Raw genomic sequence first — 20,179 nt, 5'->3', positions numbered from 1 at the left:
AATATAAAAAATAAATACAAGCAATTAAAAAGGAAGCATATAGTAGGAAAGGCAACTTTTCACCCTTAGATTCAGGCATAAAAAAACGTGGGACTACAGCCTATTTGTCATCGAGGTATCGCCAAACACCATGCCACAAATAAACTATAGCCCACGCCTATAAGGGCGCAGGCGTTCTATAGTTACACCTTGTGGCATTATTGAAATTGGCGATTTCGATGACAAGGATTCACTAAACGCTTCTACGTTATTTTCATCAATACAATACAAATATACAAAATTATAGCAATTCATTACAAATAAAAGATTAATAAAAGTCAATAGATCATAGCCACCTTTCATCATGAGGACGGACAGAATAAAAAGTTACCCGGAATAAAAAATAAGGAAATAAGCAGATAAACAAAATTAGATATTTAATTCATCCTAAATTAAAATAAGACAAATCAGGTCGAATGCTCACAATAAAGACTTTCACAAATCTATTTTAATGCTATATTTTTTGTAGTTTTGCAAATAAGCTTACTAATTACCAATTATATAATCAGATTACACGAAACAAAAACGAGGAAGTTATGATACAAGTTATAAACAGAGCCTTGAATATTCTCGAAATATTAGCACAAGAGCCAGACAAAGAATTCGGACTATCCGAAATCGCTACTACTGTAGAATTGAATGCGGGAACTTGCGCCAATATCCTAAAAACACTTGTATATCGCAACTACGTTGAACAATCCGGCACAAAGAAAGGATACAAGTTAGGATACATGGTTTATCAACTCACACGTGATAATTCTTATAATACGGAACTCATCAATGCGTCAAAAGTCGCAATGGACAATCTACGTGACAGTATCAACGAAACTGTAATATTATCTGTGATAAAAGGAAACAAAAGAATCTTGCTGAACGAATCGCAATGCACACATGAAATTCAAGTTCGAACGACCAACGAGTCTTCCGTATACAGAGCCACGACGGGGCGCATGATTCTGGCACATTATTCTCCTAAAGAGTTAAACGATTTTATCGATAAGATCGGATTACCAACAGAAGAAGAATGGCCGGAAGTCAAAACAAAATCCGAACTAATCCAACTACTAAACGATATACGAACTAAGAACATCGAACTTTCATGGAATAAAAACCACGTAGTAGGCTTGGCCACTCCCATCCTAAAAAAAGGAAAAGTTATAGCAAGTCTTGGTATTTACCTGCCAGACATACGCTTCGGCAAATCGGAAAAGAATAACATCATAAAGCAGTTGAAAAAGACGACTGACCTTATCAATGAAAAAATTAATGCGACAACCAAATAGCACAATGTGATCTGTCGGTTATCTTATAGATATCGTTTTAATTCATATATTTGTCATTGAATAGTTAATATTAGGATTATGATTAAGAAGAATATACTCGGTTTATTGTTTTTACTGTCCACACTCTGCCTATTCAACAGCTGCGAGGATGATCCGTATTATGATGACAGATATGATCTGACATCTGCACTATGTTCCGGGACCTGGTCAGAAACATATACAACCAACAATGGAGAAGACTGTTATCATGTATTGAGTTTTTATTCTGACTGGACGGGATCTGACTATTACGAGTTTTACAGAGGGAACATCCTTGTTCGAAGGACAAAGGAAGCATTTCGATGGCATTGGGATGACGACAATTATTATTACCCCAACTCCATCTATATGGATTTTCCAGATGGAACCTACTCGTATTTTGAAGATATACAGATCAGAGGCTTCCAGCTCCGAGGCATATTGGACGAAATTGATGTCATACTCACAATGGAATAACAAAAAAAGGCAATCATAGCGATTGCCTTTTTTGTTGTAGCTCCGCCGAGAATCGAACTCGGATCTAAAGTTTAGGAAACTTCTATTCTATCCGTTGAACTACAGAGCCATTTTGTAATAAGTGCGGCAAAAGTATAACCTTTTCCGCAAACTGGCAAGTATTTAATGAGGCAATTGCTAATCGAACAGACTTTGCATGACGGACAAGGACTTTATTTCGGGAAAATCCGGCAAATGCAGACGATAATATTCAAGAATACGGTTTATTACGCTCACACGATCCTGCCGGGAAAAAGAATACAACGACATATTCTCGAAACTGATCTTCAGTAACCGGACAAAAACCACACTCTCCTGCGGGTTCAGATAATGGCGGTGCATCGGTATACGATCGACAAACACACCATTCAACATATCGAAGCAGGAACCTGTCACATAAGATTCGACATTCGGGTATATCCCCAGATAATGCAAGAGCCGCAGCAGAAAGACCAAATGAAAGTTCGCGACTCCCTTATCCGAAAGCTCCAACAATTGTATCGACTCGGATAAATACTCGAAAAGGTGCGGGTCCGGCTCCGTCTCCTTCACCACACGGAAAAGGACCTCGGAAAGGAAAAGCGCAAGTACATTTTTCACCGGATTACAGAACACTTCCGTTAATGGATAGCAAAGTTTCGTTTCACGGATACGATGCAAATCACGCTTATTCAGATGCTCCACCTCCATCTCCACTACCGAAAGAGGCATAAACAACGCTTTCGAGACAGAAGATTTCTTTCCACGAGAACGGGCAACCAAATAAGAAGCACGCCCGAAAGCCTCCGTGTACATATATATAATGGAGTACTTATCATTATATGGAATGGAATGCAGGACAATCCCGCGCGTTTTACACAACATATCACTGAAATTTGGAAAACAAAGTTACAACATTTTCCTTCTCGATTTTGTTTTATTATATAACAAACTACTAAATTATAAAGAACATATAAACATGCAAGAACTCACGCTCACAACCCCATCATTGCTGTTTTCGGCAGTATCACTTATCCTATTGGCCTATACAAACCGGTTCATTTCGTATGCAAGCCTCGTACGCACATTGAAAGAAAAGCATCAACAGACACACGACCCGAAAAACGTCGCCCAGATAGCCAACCTCAGGAAACGGTTATACCTGACACGCTCCATGCAAATATTAGGGCTACTCAGCCTACTCTTTTGTGTAGTTTCGATGTTCTTCATCTATATCTCATGGCAAATCATAGCCGCCTGGATATTCGGGATAGGATTACTCCTGTTGGCAGCTTCGCTATGCGTATGTATTTGGGAAATAAACATTTCCGTTAATGCATTAGAGATACACTTACAGGATATGAGTTCCAAATAGATGTTAAATGCGACAAATTCCGAACATTTTTCTTTCAAATATTTTGTCAGTTTAAAGAGAACCTCTATCTTTGCACTCGCAATCGGGAAATCAACAATCCCAGAGAGCTAAAAGCAAGAGCTTTGACATGATGGCCCGTTCGTCTATCGGTTAGGACGCAAGATTTTCATTCTTGAAAGGGGGGTTCGATTCCCCCACGGGCTACAATAAACAGGATTAAAGAATAAATAAAGAGAATAGCTAAGAAATGGCAAATCACAAGTCATCAATTAAGAGAATCAGACAGACCAACGCAAAACGTCTGCATAACAGATATTATGCTAAGACTGCAAGAAATGCAATGAGAGTTTTGCGTGCTACTGAAGACAAGAACGAAGCTCAGGTTCTGTTCCCGAAGGTGTGCTCTATGTTGGACAAGCTTGCTAAAAAACACATTATTCACAAGAATAAAGCTGGCAACTTGAAGTCCAAATTAGCAAAGCACGTTAACACACTTGCGAAATAAGGTATTATACTTTATATAGTATAAAGCCGGACTGGTTAGCCCGGCTTTTTTAAGCCTGATGGCCCGTTCGTCTATCGGTTAGGACGCAAGATTTTCATTCTTGAAAGGGGGGTTCGATTCCCCCACGGGCTACCTTATTAAAAGAGACAAAGTCAGACTTTGTCTCTTTTTTTGTTATACACCCCCGTTTGACTATTTTCACACTCCCTATACCATCTAAGTTAATTATTTTCACTATATTTGTTAGCTTTTTTAGACAGACAGATAATTACAGATTTTAAACGATAAAGACTCATGAGTGAAGAAATTAAGAATACTTCCACAGAGTACTCTGCGGATAGTATTCAGGTACTTGAAGGGTTAGAGGCAGTGCGTAAACGACCGTCCATGTATATTGGCGATACCAGCGAGAAAGGTCTCCACCATTTAGTATACGAAGTTGTTGACAACTCTATTGACGAAGCACTGGCCGGATTTTGTACCCAAGTTGACGTAGTGATAAACGAAGATAACTCCATCTCTGTAACAGACGATGGTCGTGGTATTCCGGTAGATATTCATGAGAAAGAAGGCGTGTCAGCGCTTGAAGTCGTATTGACCGTGCTCCACGCGGGAGGTAAATTCGACAAAGGCTCTTACAAGGTTTCAGGGGGATTGCACGGTGTAGGCGTATCCTGCGTAAACGCACTTTCCACTTACCTAAAAGCAGAAGTCCGCCGCGACGGAAAGATCCACATGCAGGAATTCTCCTGCGGTAAGCCGCTTCATTCCATTGAGGTGATCGGCGAGACAGATGTGACCGGTACAACCATCATGTTTAAACCAGACGGAAGCATCTTCTCCGTAACCGAATATAAGTACGAAATCTTAGCTACACGTTTGCGCGAGTTGGCATTCCTGAATGCAGGTATCACACTTAGCCTGACAGACAAACGCGTTGTGAAGGAAGACGGCAACTACAAATCTGAAATATTCCATTCGGACGAAGGCTTGAAAGAATTTGTTCGCTATATCGACCGTTCCAAAGAGCAGCTGATCCCGGACGTGATCCATATTGTTACGGAAAAACAGGGCATTCCTGTTGAAGTCGCCATGACTTACAATACTTCATTCAACGAAAGCGTATTTTCGTATGTAAACGATATCAATACCATAGAAGGAGGTACTCACCTGGCCGGTTTCCGCCGCGGTTTGACACGTACGCTGAAAAAATATGCTGACGACTCCAAGCTGCTTGAAAAAGCAAAGGTTGAAATCTCCGGCGATGACTTCCGTGAAGGTCTGACAGCAGTCATTTCCATCAAGGTAGCAGAACCACAGTTCGAAGGACAGACCAAGACGAAGTTGGGAAACAACGAAGTAACCGGTGCCGTAGACCAGGCCATCGGCGAAGCATTAGGCTACTACCTGGAAGAACATCCTAAGGAAGCCAAAATAATTGTCGACAAAGTGATCTTGGCAGCCCAGGCACGCCAGGCAGCCCGTAAAGCCCGCGAACTGGTACAACGCAAATCACCGATGACAGGCGGCGGACTCCCCGGCAAATTGGCCGACTGTTCTTCAAAAGACGCTGCACTCTGCGAGTTGTTCCTCGTCGAAGGGGACTCTGCAGGTGGCACAGCCAAGCAGGGACGCGACCGTAACTTCCAGGCCATCCTGCCGCTTCGCGGTAAGATCCTGAACGTCGAAAAGGCGATGGACCACAAAGTATTCGAAAGCGAAGAAATCCAGAATATCTTCCGTGCAATGGGTGTTACCATCGGTACCGAAGAAGATCCAAAAGAATTGAACCTAAGCAAGCTACGCTATCACAAGGTAATTATCATGACCGATGCCGATGTGGACGGAAGCCACATTGCCACCTTGATTCTTACTTTCTTCTTCCGCCGTATGCGCGCGCTGATCGAAAACGGATATGTCTATCTGGCTACCCCTCCTCTCTACCTGTGCAAGAAAGGCAAAGTGGAAGAATATTGCTGGACCGACCAACAACGTCAGGCATTTATCGACAAATATGGCGGCGGTAACGAAAACCAGGTTCACACACAGCGATATAAAGGTTTGGGAGAAATGAACGACCATCAGTTGTGGGATACGACCATGAACCCGGAAAACCGTACGCTGAAACAGATCACGATCGACAGTGCAGCCGAAGCAGACCAGATATTCTCCATGTTGATGGGTGAAGATGTCGGCCCACGCCGCGAGTTCATCGAGGAAAACGCAACATACGCGAATATTGATGCGTAAAGATTTATGATTTGTGATTTATGATTTATTATTGATACATAAATCACAAATCATAAATCATAAATCATAAATCACAAATCATAAACACATGAAGCTCCGTCGTCCGAATTTAGAAGCCCTCTACAGAGAAGTAGACCATTATATCCCCAAAAAGGAAAGTCTTCAACCTCCCCGTATAGGAATATCCGCCAATCGGAAAGACGGACTTTCTTGTATAGCAGAAACCTATGTACAGGCGGTACTGAAGGCTGGTGGCGCTCCGGTTCTGGTCCCGGTCATTACAGACATCGAAGCGTTGACGGCAATCGTGAACGGATTGGACGGGCTGGTCATGAGCGGTGGTGGCGATATCAACCCGCTTTACATACAAGAAGAACCGATTCCCGCTCTGCAGGATGTGGATACTTATCGGGATGAATACGATCTGATATTGCTTCGTTTAGCGATCAATCGTCAGTTGCCGATCATGGGAATATGCCGCGGCCACCAGATACTAAACGTCGCATTCGGCGGCGATGTATACCAGGATATCCATACTCAACACAATCAAAAGCTACTGAAACACAGTCAGACACTTCCCCGAGAACAGGTTTCCCATTCCATCACGCTGAGCGAAAGTTCTTCCAAGCTCCGCACCATGTTGGACGGTGAAAATGAACTTTTGGTCAACTCCTTCCATCATCAGGCAATCAAAAAGCCGGCTCCCGAATTTATCGCTACGGCGACAGCTCCCGACGGGATCAATGAAGCGATGGAGCATCCCGAAAAAGAAATATTCAGTGTCCAGTGGCATCCCGAAGCGATGGCAGCCAATGACGACGAACAGATGTTGAAACTTTTCAGGCATCATGTCGAATCGTCCCGCCTGTTCAAAGAGGCCAAACGTATCCACCACCGGAATGTGACGCTCGACTCTCACACCGACACTCCGATGATCTTTCCGGGTGAATTCAACATCGGTTTGAAAGAAGGCGGCAAGGTGAACCTCCCTTTCATGGAAGAGGGACTGATTGACGCGACGATCATGGTCGCCTATATCCCACAGGGACCGAGAGACGATGCTTCACTGCTGAAAGCTACGGACTTCGCCATGAACCGGCTGCAGGAAATACACCGACAGATGGAGCTGAACCGCTCCCGTATGTGCATCGCCTACACGCCACAGGAAGTCCATGTGCTGAAAGCTGCCGGAAAAAAAGCGATCATGTTAGGAGTGGAAAACGGATATGCGATAGGCAAGGACATCGAGAACATCGCCCGCTTCCGTAAAATGGGAGTTTCTTATATCACCCTCTGTCACAATGGAAGTAACGACATATGCGACTCGGCAAGAGGAGACGCGGAATGGAACGGTCTCAGTCCTTTCGGGAAAGAAGTCGTCCGTAAAATGAATGAATCGGGCATACTGGTCGACATCTCGCATGCCGCGGAAAGCACGTTCTACGACGCGCTCGAAACAAGTGCCTATCCGATCATAGCTTCCCATTCTTCTGCCCGAGCGCTTTGCAACCATCCACGAAACCTGACGGACGAACAACTGAAAGCATTGGCCAAACAGGGTGGTGTCGCACAGATATGCCTCTACAAAGGATTTATCAACGAAGAAGCCGAAAAAGCTTCTCTGACCGATGCGATCCGCCATATCGACCATATCGTAGACCTGATCGGGATCGACCATGTCGGGATCGGCTCCGATTTCGACGGTGACGGCGAACTGATCGGTTGCCGAGCAAGCAACGAATTGATAAACATCACCATGCGTCTTTTAAAAGAAGGATATACAGAAAATGATATTGCTAAAATATGGGGAGGCAACCTGTTGCGCGTAATGAACAAAGCGCAATCCGCTCCCGATAATTCCTTATAAACGACAAGATATGACTAAACTGATTTTATTATTATTCTCCATGACCCTGTTTTCATGCGGTCAGAAAGGAGCTGGCGAGACAGCAGCTCCCATTACGGAAGTAAAGAAAGCTTCGACAACAACCGCTCCGTCGTTTAATGCGGACAGTGCCTATGCTTATGTCGAAAAACAGGTATCATTCGGTTACCGCGTCCCGAACACGCCGGCCCACAAGGCTTGTGGCGATTATCTGGTATCCGAGCTGAAACGCTTCGGAGCGCAAGTTTACGAACAAGAGGCTACACTCAAGGCATACGACGGGACTCCGTTGGAATCGCGCAACATCATCGGTTCTTTCAATCCCGACAAAGATAAACGCATCCTGCTTTTCGCCCATTGGGACACGCGTCCTTATTCGGATCACGATCCCGACCCAGCCAACCACAAGAAACCATTGGACGGCGCCGATGATGGTGCAAGCGGCGTAGGCGCCCTGTTGGAAATCGCCCGACAAATGGGAATGAAGGCTCCTGAAGTAGGGGTAGACATCATCTTCTTTGATGCTGAAGACTACGGGACACCCGAATTTGCCAAAGACAGGTACAACGACACGAGCGATACCTGGTGCCTCGGTAGCCGCTTCTGGGGGAAGAACCCGCACAAACCGGGTTACAAAGCCGAGTTTGGTATCCTGCTCGACATGGTCGGAGCCAAAGATGCCGTGTTCTATAAGGAATACATCTCCATGAAATACGCTGCCCGCTATGTGGATGAAGTATGGGAAGTGGCACGTAACTTAGGATATGGCAAATATTTTATCAATGCAAACGGCGGAGGTGTGACAGACGACCATGAAGCGGTCATCGAAGAAACCGGCATTCCTTGCCTGGACATCATCAACCACGATCCGAACTCGGAAAATGGGTTCCGCGACCATTGGCATACACAGAACGACAACATGAGCAATATAGACAAAAACGTACTGAAAGCCGTCGGCCAGACAGTACTCGAAGTTGTATATAACAGATAAAAGATAGAAAAGAAATGACAATTAATGAACTTCAGGACAACGTCATCGAAGAGTTTTCGGACTTCGACGACTGGATGGACAAGTATGCGTTACTGATAGACTTAGGTAACTCGCTTCCCCCTTTGGAGGAAAAGTATAAAACAGAGAGCAACCTGATCGAAGGTTGCCAGAGCCGTGTCTGGTTGCAGGCGGATTACGTGGATGGTAAGATCCTGTTTAAAGGCGAGAGCGATGCGGTAATCGTCAAAGGGATCGTCTCCTTGTTGATCAGCATCCTGTCCGACCATACCCCGCAGGAAATACTGGATGCAGACCTATATTTCATTGAAAAGATCGGCCTGAAAGAGCACCTCAGTCCTACCCGCTCGAACGGCCTGGTGGCTATGGTCAAGCAGATGCGCATGTACGCGCTGGCATTCCGCACCAAAGAACAGCAAGGATAAAAACACCCTGCATCTATTCCCTCCGGAAAAAGCTATGCATTAGCATCCGTAACCCTATGCTTTACAGGTGCTAATGCATAGGGTTACAAATATCCAAACATATCTCCCAAAAGGCAGGTACTTTTTTGGAAAAAGGTTAGTACCTTTTTGTCAAAAGCCTATAACCTTTTTACCAATAGGATATAGGCTATAATTCTTCACCCATTAACAACGTTTAACTAGAAAAGCACCTTTATTCTACTTAAATCAAATAGATTTGCGCACAAATAGTAGATTGTTATTCAATAAAATAAAAATGATCTTCCTCTCTAAAGTCTTATAAACATCTTAAATCTACAGATATGAAAAACGTACATTCTATTTTAATCATGCTCCTGCTCATAATAGCAGGATGTGGAAAGAACAACCAACCGGCAAATGAATTAAGCACGATAGATGTCACAGCAAAATATCCTTATAAAGAATTGATCCTCCAAGATTTTATGGATGTAGAGTATATCCCGTTGGAAACAACAGATGAATTTCTTTGTATGGGTAGTTTGTGGGGAGTCGGCAAGAATATCATAATTGCAACAAATTTCAATAACGATGGCAATATTTTCATCTTCGACAGAAAAGGGAAAGCCCTAAAAAGAATAAACCGAAAAGGGCAAGGCAATGAAGAATACAGTTCCTATTCAAGAATCATTTTAGATGAAGAAAAAGAGGAGATATTCGTCAACAATAGTTTTGCAAAGAAAATACAAGTCTATGACCTGGAAGGAAACTTTAAACGGGACCTTCTGATCAAAAAAGAGTTTTCGCTTTTTGAAATGTACAATTTTGACAAGGATAATTTAATTTGCCATGATGATTTCCCGGGGAATACCGGACAGTCATTCATGCTCATATCCAAGCAGGACGGCAGTATCACCCAAGAAATCACAATTCCTTTTAATGAGAAGAAAAGCATCTATGTCAGGATCGAAGATAAAACGGTAGAGGGTCAATATTTTGTTTATTCTCCTCAATGTAAACACCCGATTATGCCTTATTTTAACGATTATATTTTGACGGAATATTCGGCCGACACCTTGTATCAGTATTTGCCGGATCATACCTTGATACCACTTATCGCAAGAACCCCTTCGATCCAATCCATGAACCCGGAAGTAATTCTTTTACCGAGCCTCTTTACCGACCGTTACTATTTTATGGACGCAATCGAAAAGACAATAGAGTTTTCAACGACTAATTTATTGTACGACAAACAAGAAAAGGCTTTCTTCAGGAGCAAAGTCTATAATGGAGATTATACCAATGAAGAAAAAGTCTACTTAAACTCAAGGAGACCGATAAATGGCGAAATCCCTTCCTGGCAACATTTAGAAGCAGCAGATCTCATTCGGGATTACGGGAGAGGACGGTTAAAAGGTAAATTAAAAGAAATCGCTGCCGAATTGAAAGAAGATTCCAATCCGGTCATCATGCTGATCAAACAGAAACAAAAATAAAATTTCCATCAGAACTTCAATTCCAACTGCTCCGGCAGTAAAGTAAATGTCTTACGATGATAAGGGGTTATCCCGCATTCCCGGATGGCTTCACGATGGGCTTTTGTGGGATAGCCTTTGTTTTCCTTCCAATGATAGGCGGGATATTCCAGATCGAGGCTGTTCATATAGTCGTCACGATAGGTTTTTGCCAGGATGGAAGCGGCGGCAATACTTAGATATTTGCCGTCTCCTTTTACGACTGTCGTATGTTTGACACCAGGATAAGGTGTAAAACGGTTTCCATCGATCAACAGATGTTCCGGCTTGACTTTCAACCCGTCAATTGCCCGGTGCATGGCAAGAAAAGAAGCTTTCAAGATATTAATCCTGTCGATTTCTTCGGGCGTGACGATACCGACAGCCCACGCAATAGCTTCCTGCTCGATAATTGGACGGAGTGCATAGCGTTTCTTTTCACTCAATTGCTTGCTATCATTCAGATCTTCATTATGAAAGTCCGGTGGCAAGATAACCGCAGCGGCATACACCGGCCCTGCCAAACATCCACGACCGGCCTCATCACAACCGGCTTCTATACGATTTGCTTCTAAATAGGGTAGTAACATGGTTAATCAACATCTTTTATCAACTCCATCAAATGACCGGGATCTTGTCTACAATCCCACAACAAATGGATAAATATATAATTTTCTTCGACCGTATAAAGTATCTTATTATGCTTAATAACAAGGTAACGGTAGACCAAAGGTTCTTCTTCCAAAAGTGGCTCGACAGTCCCCATATTGGGGAATAATTTCAAAAGGAAAACCTTTTTCTCAATCTCACTTTTAACACGAAAAGCAATCCGTTTCCCAAAAGTCACTTTTAAATAACAAACCAAGTCAGTCACTTGCTGCTTGAAAAGTTTGCTTGACCGAATTTCCATCAACGAAAAGATTGAAAGAAATCACGCATCTCCTGTTCAGAAACATAAATTCCGTTTTCTTTATCCCGATTTGTTTCCTTCAACATCTCTTTCACCTCCTCCAATGTGAAGCAATTCGGACGTTTCAGTTCCGCTTTTTCAATCTTAATCAACTTACGGGCAAGACTTTCCATATAGGATATCGCCTCCTCACTATTGCAAGCCTGCAAAATATCCAACGCCCAGTTTTTACGTTCTTGTAATTCCAATGAAGTCATAAGACATCTGAATTTTGATATGATACAAAAGTAACACTCTTCCGGCACATAAGCTAATGAATACCAGTCTTTCTTTTCATCATCCAAGGACGAAGGAGGAAGTAAGAAAAGAGTGTTGCAAGGGTGACACCGCAGATATTCGCGAGAAAATCGAACCAATCACCACCACGATATGTCGTACAATATTCCTGCAAAAGTTCAATTGCACCACTCATCAAGACCGGACACAAGACCGCTCCGATCCAGGCATGCCACAACACATCGTCATATTTGCGATGGTTGCGCAGAAATTCGATCCACAGCATACCGGACAAGCCGGCATACATACAGATATGAGCCACTTTGTCTATCCCCACGATTTTTCCGACTTCCAGAGAAGGCGGTTTAAAGAAAGAGAGATAGATCACCACTACGATAATCGTCAGCGAGATCGGATATTTCTTCAGGTAATACAACATCACAATTACTCCATCTTACTATATTCAGAACATCTTCCGTACCCGTTCAATACCGGCGGCAAAGATGTCTATTTCTTCTTTTGTGTTATAAAACGAGAAAGAGGCGCGAACCGTCCCCTCGATTCCCAAATCCTGCATCAACGGCTGGGCGCAATGATGTCCGGTACGGACCGCAATCCCCAAACGATCCAGCAACATCCCCATATCATAGTGATGGATATTACCTACCAGGAAAGAGAGTACCGCCCCTTTATGTGCCGCCTGTCCGAAAATACGCATACCGTCGATCGCATTCAGTTTATCGGTCGCATAACGAAGTAGCTCATCTTCATATGCCGCAATAGTATCCATTCCCAAACGACCAACATAGCGCAAGGCTTCCGCCAAAGCCGTACTGCCTATATAATCAGGCGTTCCGGCCTCGAACTTGAAAGGCAATTCGTTGAAAGTCGTCTTTTCGAAAGAAACGGAAGCGATCATTTCCCCTCCTCCCTGATACGGCGGCAATTTGTCCAACCATTCTTCTTTGCCATACAGGACTCCTATACCGGTAGGACCGTAGACCTTATGCCCGGAGAAGACATAAAACTCGGCATCCAACTCCTGCACATCCACTTTCAGATGGGGAACGGCTTGTGCTCCGTCGATCAGTACCGGAACCTCATGATTATGGGCTTCTTCAACGATCTCCTTTACCGGATTGATCGTACCGAGCACATTCGACACATGTGTAACCGAGACAAGTTTTGTCCGTTCCGAAAAAAGATTGCGGAACGTGTCCATGCACAACTCGCCTTTTTCATTCATCGGAATTACTTTCAACGTGATCCCTTTACGGGCAGCCTGTATCTGCCAAGGAACGATATTGGAATGATGCTCCATCACCGAAACGATCACTTCGTCGCCGGCCGACATACATTCGTCGGTAAAGCTGGAAGCAATCAGGTTGATCGCCTCTGTCGTCCCACGCGTGAAAACAATCTCGTTGGCAGAGCGGGCATTCAGGAATTGCTGCACGGTCTTGCGTGCATCCTCATGCGCTTCCGTCGCTGCCTGGCTCAGAAAATGAACGCCACGATGAATATTGGCATTCACATTATAATAGCCACTCTCGATCTTTTCCACTACCGGGCGCGGCTTCTGGGTAGTCGCCCCATTATCGAAATAAATAAGCGGCTTATCGTATATCTTATGATCCAGGATCGGGAAATCCTTCCGGATAGATTGTACATCCAACATAACTGTAACTATTTAACTTAATAACAAGCGCCAAAGATAGTATGTTTAACAGTAAAATATACTATTCATACAGATTATAAGCTAAAAGTTTTGTCTGTACCAATCAATTTTATACTTTTGTTTCACACGGAAATACTCTAAGGTATGAAGACAACAACAGAATATATTGAATTGATAAGATCTTGTAGCCAGAAATTGGTGCAGGATTTCGGTGTCCGTTCCTTAAAAATATTCGGTTCCGTTGCCAGAAATCAGCAGCATAAAGACAGTGACATTGACGTATGTATTGAAACTGAAACTCCCAATCCTTTTTTAATATTGGACTTAAAAGAGTTTTTAGAACGGCTATTGGGTTGTCCTGTCGATATTATCCGTCTTCATAGAAATATGAATCCATTCCTAAAAGAACAAATTGATAAAGACGGGATATATGTATTATGATAAAGAATTGGCCAGAAACAGTCTGCAGCAAATAGAAAATGCCATCTTGAAAATAGAAGAGAGGGCCAGTTCATTTCACTCTGCCGATGATTTTCTAAAAACACCATTCGGCATGGCCATGCTCGATGCCATTTGTATGCAATTCATTGCTATAGGAGAAAGCCTTAAAGGATTGGACAAAATGACAAACAACAAGCTATTACCAACTCATCCCGAAATTCCCTGGAAACGAATCAAAGGCTTGCGGGATATTGTTGCCCATCACTATTTTGAAATTGATATTGACGTCATCTGGTGGATATTAAGCCATGAACTCCAACCTCTGAAAAAAGCAATTACTTCTATGTTGTCAGATTTGTCCGAATAGCCTTTATTTCTTTTTCCGATAGAAACGCACCCAATCGATCTCCATCTCGACAGGCAGATCGGATGAGTTGACCGCTCCTACCCAGCTTCCGCCTAACTGCATATCGAGCAGCAGATAAAACTCTTTGTCTGTGAACGGGAACTGTCCTTCCTTGTCAGTTTCGATACGGGGATAAGCAAATGTGCGGGTATCGTTGATAAAAAAGACGAGACTGTCCCGATACATTTCCACGCTGTAGACATTATAGTCGTCGCGGTTAATCGTCCCGGTTCCTCCCTGCTTCGGATTATCTTGGATCCCCAATACATGGGTATAAGCAGAATGAACGGTCTGATAGGCGATCGTATCATTATTCAAACGTTCCATAATATCGATCTCACCACCATCCGGCCAACCTTCATTTTCCGGCAACAGCCAGAAAGCAGGCCACGCGCCGGTCGCACCGTACAGTTTGGCACGGATATCCAGACGCCCGTCGGAAAAGCCGACTTTGCCCTTCGTATAAACACCCCCCGTGATAAAAGGGGCCGTATCGACCGGCAAGCTATAGTTGACTAATCCACGCAAAACCAAATTACCATCACGCATGGCATAACAGGAATCGAAGTCCGACATATAATTATTCCAGTCCGACCGTCCACGCGGTATCTTACTCCACGAAGCCTCATCAAAATGCTCCGCCTGGTCGAAGTTCTCCTCCCACACCAATTGCCATTCCTCCTGTTGCGGCTGGCAACCTGCCAGGACAGACAGGGCCAGCACAACACCTAATCCTAATAATCCTTTCCTCATATCCGCTTATCTTTCATTAGATTCGCAAATATACGAAATTTCATTGTTCTTTCTCGCCAAACTCCGACTGCTGCCGTTCTACCTCTTTCAGTTTCAAGGTATTTAACTCCTTACGCAGACGCTCCACTTCACGTTCGGCATCCGTCTTGGAAGCGACGTTCTGTCCGGTCGAAACACTGCCAAGCGGGATGCGGGCGGCATCCGATGCATCATAGACCAATGGGAAAGCAGATGGTTTCGATTCGAATTCCAATTCACCGCTTACCGGCATTTGCGAACCTTCGAACAAGACACTCGCCGTAATCCGTATCTTACCCGGTTTCAAGGTAGACTGAACCAGGACAGGTGCAGTCCCCCACTTTACGGGAGCCGGATTTGCCAATACGCCAGGTCCACCCAACAAACGTCCTTCACCTTCAATGGAAAAACGGATGTTGTAGTTATTCAACCGTTTGATATTTCCATTCTTATCCGCAACGGCAGCCACTACCGTCACTAAATCGGAGCCATCGGCCTTCAAGTCCGTACCTTCATTGTCCACCCACAACAGGATATTTTCGGGGCGGCGGGCAGGTACGACTTTATGCGTAGCCACGACCTTGCCGTCGATCAGACCTTCGGCAAGCAGGTAGACATCGTCCTGTTTTTGGGCCCTCGAAAGCGCTTTGTCGACCATAAAATCATAAACATCCGGGAAGGTAATAACCGGAGAAGGCATTCCAGGACGGTTCTTGTCTTTCTTATAAGTATAAGTCTTTCCGCCCTTGTTAAACGTAAGGCGGACCTCGTCGCAATTGGAATAAACCGTCACATCCTTACCAGAGAAAGGCGTCATTTCATGTGCGATATACACCATCGGTCCACTTCCCGCAAGCTGGTCATCCTTCACTGCCGGACGTTGTGCCATAAACATATAATATGAATATTTCGGCTGGCGGAAAACATCCATCAGACCACCATAGAAAGGATCGGGATGGTAACCGCGCTGGTGATCAAACGAATGCCAGAGGCAACCGCCGACATGCTGCGGGGACTGCTTATAAAGAACATCGTAACTGGTCACCGGATAAGAAGGGCTCGCATAATGCCGAGCCTGTACGCGCATCGGTTCTTCTCCCCAATTGCGGGCCACACGGCTCGGCGAATTGTGCGAACTCCAGTCATCCACATTATCTCCCCATTCACGAGTGAAATAGGTCTTTGACGGATCGATCTCTTTCGAAGCATCCTGCATATTGGCGGGATGAGCAAAATAGACCGGGAAATTCTCATGCCCACGTGCTTCGCTGTCACTTCCGCTATAGCAATAAGGATACGGATATTCGGCATCTACGATATCACGAGTGTTCTTGGCAAAATCAGCCGGATACCAAGTCTCGTTCAAGATCGGTTCCCACAACCAGACACAGGGATGATTGCGATCGCGACGCACGACATTGCGGATATCGCTATACACGCGTTGCGCAAATTCGGGCGCGTCATTCCAGAACTGCCAACCGGGTGTATTGATAATCACAAACAGACCCAACTCGTCACAGGCATCCATAAAAGCCGGGTCCTGCGGACAGTGGGCGTTACGGATAATCTCCATCCCTACTTCTTTCAGTTTTTTGGCATCCCGCCAATGAATACTGTTTGCGACAGCGTTTCCGACAACCGCAAAGTCCTGGTGGCGGTTAGCTCCAATCAACGGTTTACCGTATGGTTTGCCATTCAGGTAGAAGCCGTCTTTCCCTTTAAATTCAATGCTACGGATTCCGATACGGCGGCGGTAACCGTCGATCACATTTCCTTCCTTATCGAGTACCCGCACCAACAAGTTATACAAAGTAGGTGTCGAAGGAGTCCAAAGCATCGGCTGCTCCACCGACATCCGGTTGGAAACGGTAGTTGCCTTACCAGCCTTCACCTGTATCTTGTCATTCAACCGGGCGACTTCGGTGCCATCCGACTGCAACAATGTATATTCCACCAGACCGGAAAAAGATTTCTTCGTAGCATTGCGCACATGTATCTTCAACTGTACTTCCGCCAGAGCGTCCGATACCTTTCCGAAAGCGACAAATAAGCCACCTCCCGCCACCTCGTTTTCATAATTGGGATCAGTGATGAACACTTGGTTATGGGCGATCAGCCAGCAATCCCGGTAGATGCCGCCAAAATAGGTATAGTCCAACACATCCTGCGCCTTTCCGGGAGGATAGGATGGATCGTCGCTGTTACCAGCCCAGACGGCAATCACATTGTCACCGTTCCAGTCCAACGCATCCGTCACATCGACCACGACAGGCAGATAACCGCCAAAATGCTCCGTCAACAGTTTGCCGTTCACAAACACCTTGCTTTTACCCATTATGGCCTCAAAATGCAGGAAAAGTTTTTTGCCCTTCAGAGCAGCATCGGGTGCGAAATGTTTCCGATACCAGACTTCCCCCTGGTAATTGATGCAACCGCTCGCTTCGGTCGGCAGATATTCGATACCGTTCGGCAAAGAAACGACCGTCCAGTCTTTATCATCAAAATCTTTTGCCTCCGCACCTTCGGCCGCTCCTTTATAAAAACGCCAAGCCGGATTCATTGAAAACACTTCACGCCCGCTGTTGTCCAACCGGAAGAAACCAGCTGTTGAAAACTCGGGCTGATGGGCCGCCCACAAAGAGAGGCTAAGCCACATAAACACGAAACTGAATATAATTTTCTTCATTATTATATATTTTATAATTTATCATTCAAACCGGCCGTACCTTTTCAACGAGATTAAAAATCTCCGGTGAAGCCGTCGTCTGCTTCAATGCCCCAAAATATATTCTTGGATACTTCGAAGGTCTATAAAACCTTAAATATTTTTTGGGACGTTTTTCAGAACTACTTCATCCAAGCCCGAACTTTCCGGATCATCGGAATCTCGTAATAATACCACCAATCACTATTGTTCGTCTTGGAAGCTAAATGATTATGATGATTCAGATCGGAAATAAAACCTTCGGGCTGCTGCATGAAACGGGTTTCGGAATAGACCGACTCCAAGTCTGCCCGCATGACATCGAAGTAATCACAGACCTCGGCGACCGTCTCCAAAGCGTCCCTCCGGGCAGTTTCATCTTTTGCCGTATCGTAGTCATTCAAAGCCAAGATCAGGCGTACCGGATAGTTTTGTAGGTTGTTCGTTTGTTCATAAACCTGCAACGTATAACGATTGCGCAACGCCTCTGCCTTCGCTTTTCTGATTCCTTCGGCAATCTTCTCATAACGGTCCGCTTCTATTTTTGCCCGCGCAATTTTATCTTCATACAGTTCGCTCCATGCCCCCGGATTCGCCTTGTCAGGCAATCCGATCAGAGTAAAATCCGACGTACCCCAAGCTGGATTCCGGTGGCCGGAAGTCACCAACGCACCATCGAAGAAAAAGACCGCCTTTTCCAGTTCATCCAGAAAGTCCATCCGGTTATCCTCTGGAAGGAAACCATATTCGCGCTGTGCATGTACCTGCTTGAATGCTCCGATATCCCGTGCCGATGGGTTCCAACCGAACTCACCTTGTGCGATAAAACCTCTCCAGACCGTTTCCAGATGCGGTGAACCGTCGTCCCAGGCAGTCGCTAATATTCCTTCTAACTGGTTGTCGGCAACTAACTGACTGAATCCTTTCACATATTCCGAGCGTGTATTCCGGCGTGGCATGAAAGGTGAGTCACCGGCAGATGCTGCTGTCGCTCCCATCACCTTCAGCCCTTTATCATGATACCATTTCAAAAGACGTCGATGGGCAGATGTCGCCGCATCTTCATACTTCCAGCGCATATACACACACTCTTTCGGAAACAAACCGATCGCCTCATCTAATTTGCTGGTGTCCCAGACCTTTGCCACTTCTTCTTCAGATTTATCGCTTAGCACAAGCTCCCAGATACCAGCATATTTTAATGGCATATCATCCCAAAAGATCGGTATACGCCCATGCTCGACCGCAAATCGGCACACCTTTTTCAACCAGATCATCTGCAACTCGAAAGCCGTCTTTCCGGTCGCCTTACAACGGTCGTCGATTCCGATCGCCGTGATCTCATCCCCACCGACATGCAGGTATTTCCCGTATGGCATGGCTTCGAGTGCATCCAGATAAAGGTCGAACTGCACCTCGTATGTACGCGGATCGGACGGACAGAACTCCCAGTCGCTGGCCGGATTTTCACGCAGTTCCCAATGATGTTTCAAGATAAAACCGGCATGGCCGAGTCCCTGTACAAGCGGACTGATCTCGACATTCCGTTCTTTCGCATACCGGCAGAGCGCCTGCATCTCCTGCTTACTGATCGCATTCGGGGCACCTATTTCCGGACGGCGGGTAAAACGCAGCTTGTCTTCCAGTTCCCAGATAACCGCATTCACTTTATAACGTGCCAACCGATCAACCATTCGGTAATAATATTCCATCCGGTCCAGATGATGCTTCGTATCGAGATGGACAGCACGGTAGGCAATGGCCGGATAATCGGTTATCTTCATTTGCGGAATTTCCCGTCCGAAATCGCGGCTATCCTCCAACAGTTGCTCCAATGTCTGGCAACCATAGAAAAGACCCGCTTCCGTACGTGCCGTCACAATCACCCCCTTATCATTCACCACCAAAACATATCCTTCGGGCGAATCGGGGACATTCTGCCCAGACAGTTGAAGATACAATCCTTTTCCCCCACGTCCGGCACGGGGAAGGACATCCGTCAACGCTCCCAATATTGGAACAGGAGTTCCGGGTGCAGTCGAGACAAACTTAAGATCGGTATGCATAATTCCTTTTCCCGGAAACACCTCAACCGATTGAGGCTGGGGCAAAAGTTGAAACACCTTATCCAGGCTACGGGCATAGAGGCTGCTTGCCGCAAGCAATAGACTAATTATTAATAGCTGTATTTTCATGAT

General features: G+C 45.0%; 20 protein-coding genes and 3 tRNA genes. 13 read left to right on the top strand and 10 right to left on the bottom strand.

The window, feature by feature from the left end:
• Positions 1-575: 575 nt before the first annotated feature.
• Positions 576-1,322 (top strand): IclR family transcriptional regulator, encoded by a 747-nt coding sequence (locus NQ564_RS18180; RefSeq protein WP_008152791.1) that lies wholly within the window; start codon positions 576-578, stop codon positions 1,320-1,322.
• A gap of 78 nt (positions 1,323-1,400) precedes the next feature.
• Entirely contained in the window at positions 1,401-1,817 is a 417-nt protein-coding gene (locus tag NQ564_RS18175; protein ID WP_008152793.1) for a hypothetical protein, read from the top strand.
• A 37-nt stretch (positions 1,818-1,854) separates the two neighbouring features.
• Here NQ564_RS18175 and NQ564_RS18170 read toward each other — a convergent pair.
• A tRNA-Arg gene (locus NQ564_RS18170) sits at positions 1,855-1,926 on the bottom strand.
• Positions 1,927-1,994: 68 nt separating this feature from the next.
• A complete protein-coding gene (recO, locus tag NQ564_RS18165) occupies positions 1,995-2,720 on the bottom strand; it encodes a DNA repair protein RecO (RefSeq protein ID WP_008154222.1) in 726 nt (241 codons plus the stop codon).
• Between the two features lie 94 nt (positions 2,721-2,814).
• Here recO and NQ564_RS18160 point away from each other — a divergent pair, with 94 nt between their 5' ends.
• The 9 genes from NQ564_RS18160 (at position 2,815) to NQ564_RS18120 (ending at position 10,777) form a co-directional block, all read left to right on the top strand.
• On the top strand, positions 2,815-3,210 hold the full coding sequence (locus NQ564_RS18160) for a DUF2721 domain-containing protein (RefSeq protein WP_008154221.1): 396 nt from the start codon (positions 2,815-2,817) through the stop codon (positions 3,208-3,210).
• A gap of 132 nt (positions 3,211-3,342) precedes the next feature.
• Positions 3,343-3,414 (top strand) — tRNA-Glu (locus NQ564_RS18155).
• A gap of 43 nt (positions 3,415-3,457) precedes the next feature.
• Positions 3,458-3,715, top strand: coding sequence for a 30S ribosomal protein S20 (gene rpsT, locus NQ564_RS18150; RefSeq protein WP_008152798.1), 258 nt, complete (start codon positions 3,458-3,460; stop codon positions 3,713-3,715).
• Positions 3,716-3,775: 60 nt separating this feature from the next.
• Positions 3,776-3,847 (top strand) — tRNA-Glu (locus NQ564_RS18145).
• A gap of 162 nt (positions 3,848-4,009) precedes the next feature.
• Positions 4,010-5,965, top strand: coding sequence for a DNA topoisomerase (ATP-hydrolyzing) subunit B (gyrB, locus tag NQ564_RS18140; protein ID WP_008152801.1), 1,956 nt, complete (start codon positions 4,010-4,012; stop codon positions 5,963-5,965).
• Between the two features lie 88 nt (positions 5,966-6,053).
• Positions 6,054-7,832, top strand: a complete 1,779-nt coding sequence (locus NQ564_RS18135) for a gamma-glutamyl-gamma-aminobutyrate hydrolase family protein (RefSeq protein WP_008152803.1) — start codon at positions 6,054-6,056, stop codon at positions 7,830-7,832.
• A 10-nt stretch (positions 7,833-7,842) separates the two neighbouring features.
• Positions 7,843-8,841, top strand: coding sequence for a M28 family peptidase (locus NQ564_RS18130; protein ID WP_008152805.1), 999 nt, complete (start codon positions 7,843-7,845; stop codon positions 8,839-8,841).
• 14 nt (positions 8,842-8,855) lie between these two features.
• Entirely contained in the window at positions 8,856-9,284 is a 429-nt protein-coding gene (locus NQ564_RS18125) for a SufE family protein (protein WP_008152808.1), read from the top strand.
• 341 nt (positions 9,285-9,625) lie between these two features.
• Positions 9,626-10,777, top strand: a complete 1,152-nt coding sequence (locus NQ564_RS18120; protein WP_008152810.1) for a 6-bladed beta-propeller — start codon at positions 9,626-9,628, stop codon at positions 10,775-10,777.
• A gap of 8 nt (positions 10,778-10,785) precedes the next feature.
• Here NQ564_RS18120 and NQ564_RS18115 read toward each other — a convergent pair whose 3' ends face one another.
• Genes NQ564_RS18115 through NQ564_RS18095 form a run of 5 tightly spaced genes read right to left on the bottom strand, consistent with a single transcriptional unit; the run spans position 10,786 to position 13,659 of the window.
• The gene (locus tag NQ564_RS18115) at positions 10,786-11,385 is read right to left on the bottom strand and encodes a ribonuclease HII (RefSeq protein WP_008152811.1); all 600 of its coding nucleotides are present in this window, start codon (positions 11,383-11,385) and stop codon (positions 10,786-10,788) included.
• 2 nt (positions 11,386-11,387) lie between these two features.
• A complete protein-coding gene (locus NQ564_RS18110; RefSeq protein WP_008152813.1) occupies positions 11,388-11,705 on the bottom strand; it encodes a type II toxin-antitoxin system RelE/ParE family toxin in 318 nt (105 codons plus the stop codon).
• Positions 11,705-11,962 (bottom strand): hypothetical protein, encoded by a 258-nt coding sequence (locus tag NQ564_RS18105; protein ID WP_008152814.1) that lies wholly within the window; start codon positions 11,960-11,962, stop codon positions 11,705-11,707. The genes NQ564_RS18110 and NQ564_RS18105 overlap by 1 nt, the downstream gene beginning before the upstream one ends.
• Positions 11,963-12,015: 53 nt before the next feature.
• Positions 12,016-12,420: a VanZ family protein gene (locus NQ564_RS18100; protein WP_008152816.1), complete on the bottom strand. Its 405-nt coding sequence runs from the start codon at positions 12,418-12,420 to the stop codon at positions 12,016-12,018.
• 24 nt (positions 12,421-12,444) lie between these two features.
• Positions 12,445-13,659, bottom strand: coding sequence for an aminotransferase class V-fold PLP-dependent enzyme (locus tag NQ564_RS18095; protein ID WP_008152818.1), 1,215 nt, complete (start codon positions 13,657-13,659; stop codon positions 12,445-12,447).
• A 144-nt stretch (positions 13,660-13,803) separates the two neighbouring features.
• Between NQ564_RS18095 and NQ564_RS18090 the strand changes: the two genes are divergently transcribed.
• Positions 13,804-14,100 (top strand): nucleotidyltransferase family protein, encoded by a 297-nt coding sequence (locus NQ564_RS18090; protein ID WP_008152819.1) that lies wholly within the window; start codon positions 13,804-13,806, stop codon positions 14,098-14,100.
• Complete coding sequence (locus NQ564_RS18085) at positions 14,090-14,467, top strand: HepT-like ribonuclease domain-containing protein (protein WP_008152821.1); 378 nt, start codon at positions 14,090-14,092, stop codon at positions 14,465-14,467. Before NQ564_RS18090 ends, NQ564_RS18085 begins: the two co-directional genes overlap by 11 nt.
• A 3-nt stretch (positions 14,468-14,470) precedes the next feature.
• Here NQ564_RS18085 and NQ564_RS18080 read toward each other — a convergent pair whose 3' ends face one another.
• The 3 genes from NQ564_RS18080 to NQ564_RS18070 all read right to left on the bottom strand — a co-directional run bounded on the left by NQ564_RS18080 (position 14,471) and on the right by NQ564_RS18070 (position 20,176).
• Complete coding sequence (locus NQ564_RS18080; protein WP_008152823.1) at positions 14,471-15,259, bottom strand: glycoside hydrolase family 16 protein; 789 nt, start codon at positions 15,257-15,259, stop codon at positions 14,471-14,473.
• Positions 15,260-15,299: 40 nt separating this feature from the next.
• Positions 15,300-17,963: a glycoside hydrolase family 2 protein gene (locus tag NQ564_RS18075; RefSeq protein WP_165352366.1), complete on the bottom strand. Its 2,664-nt coding sequence runs from the start codon at positions 17,961-17,963 to the stop codon at positions 15,300-15,302.
• 161 nt (positions 17,964-18,124) lie between these two features.
• Positions 18,125-20,176 carry a family 20 glycosylhydrolase gene (locus NQ564_RS18070; RefSeq protein ID WP_008152828.1) on the bottom strand — a complete coding sequence of 684 codons (2,052 nt, stop codon included), beginning with the start codon at positions 20,174-20,176 and terminating at the stop codon, positions 18,125-18,127.
• Positions 20,177-20,179: the final 3 nt, after the last annotated feature.

It is taken from the genome of Parabacteroides johnsonii DSM 18315, from assembly GCF_025151045.1.
GTDB lineage: Bacteria > Bacteroidota > Bacteroidia > Bacteroidales > Tannerellaceae > Parabacteroides > Parabacteroides johnsonii.
The sequence above is the reverse complement of the archived record's forward strand: the minus strand, read 5'-3'. Positions and strand labels throughout refer to the sequence as shown.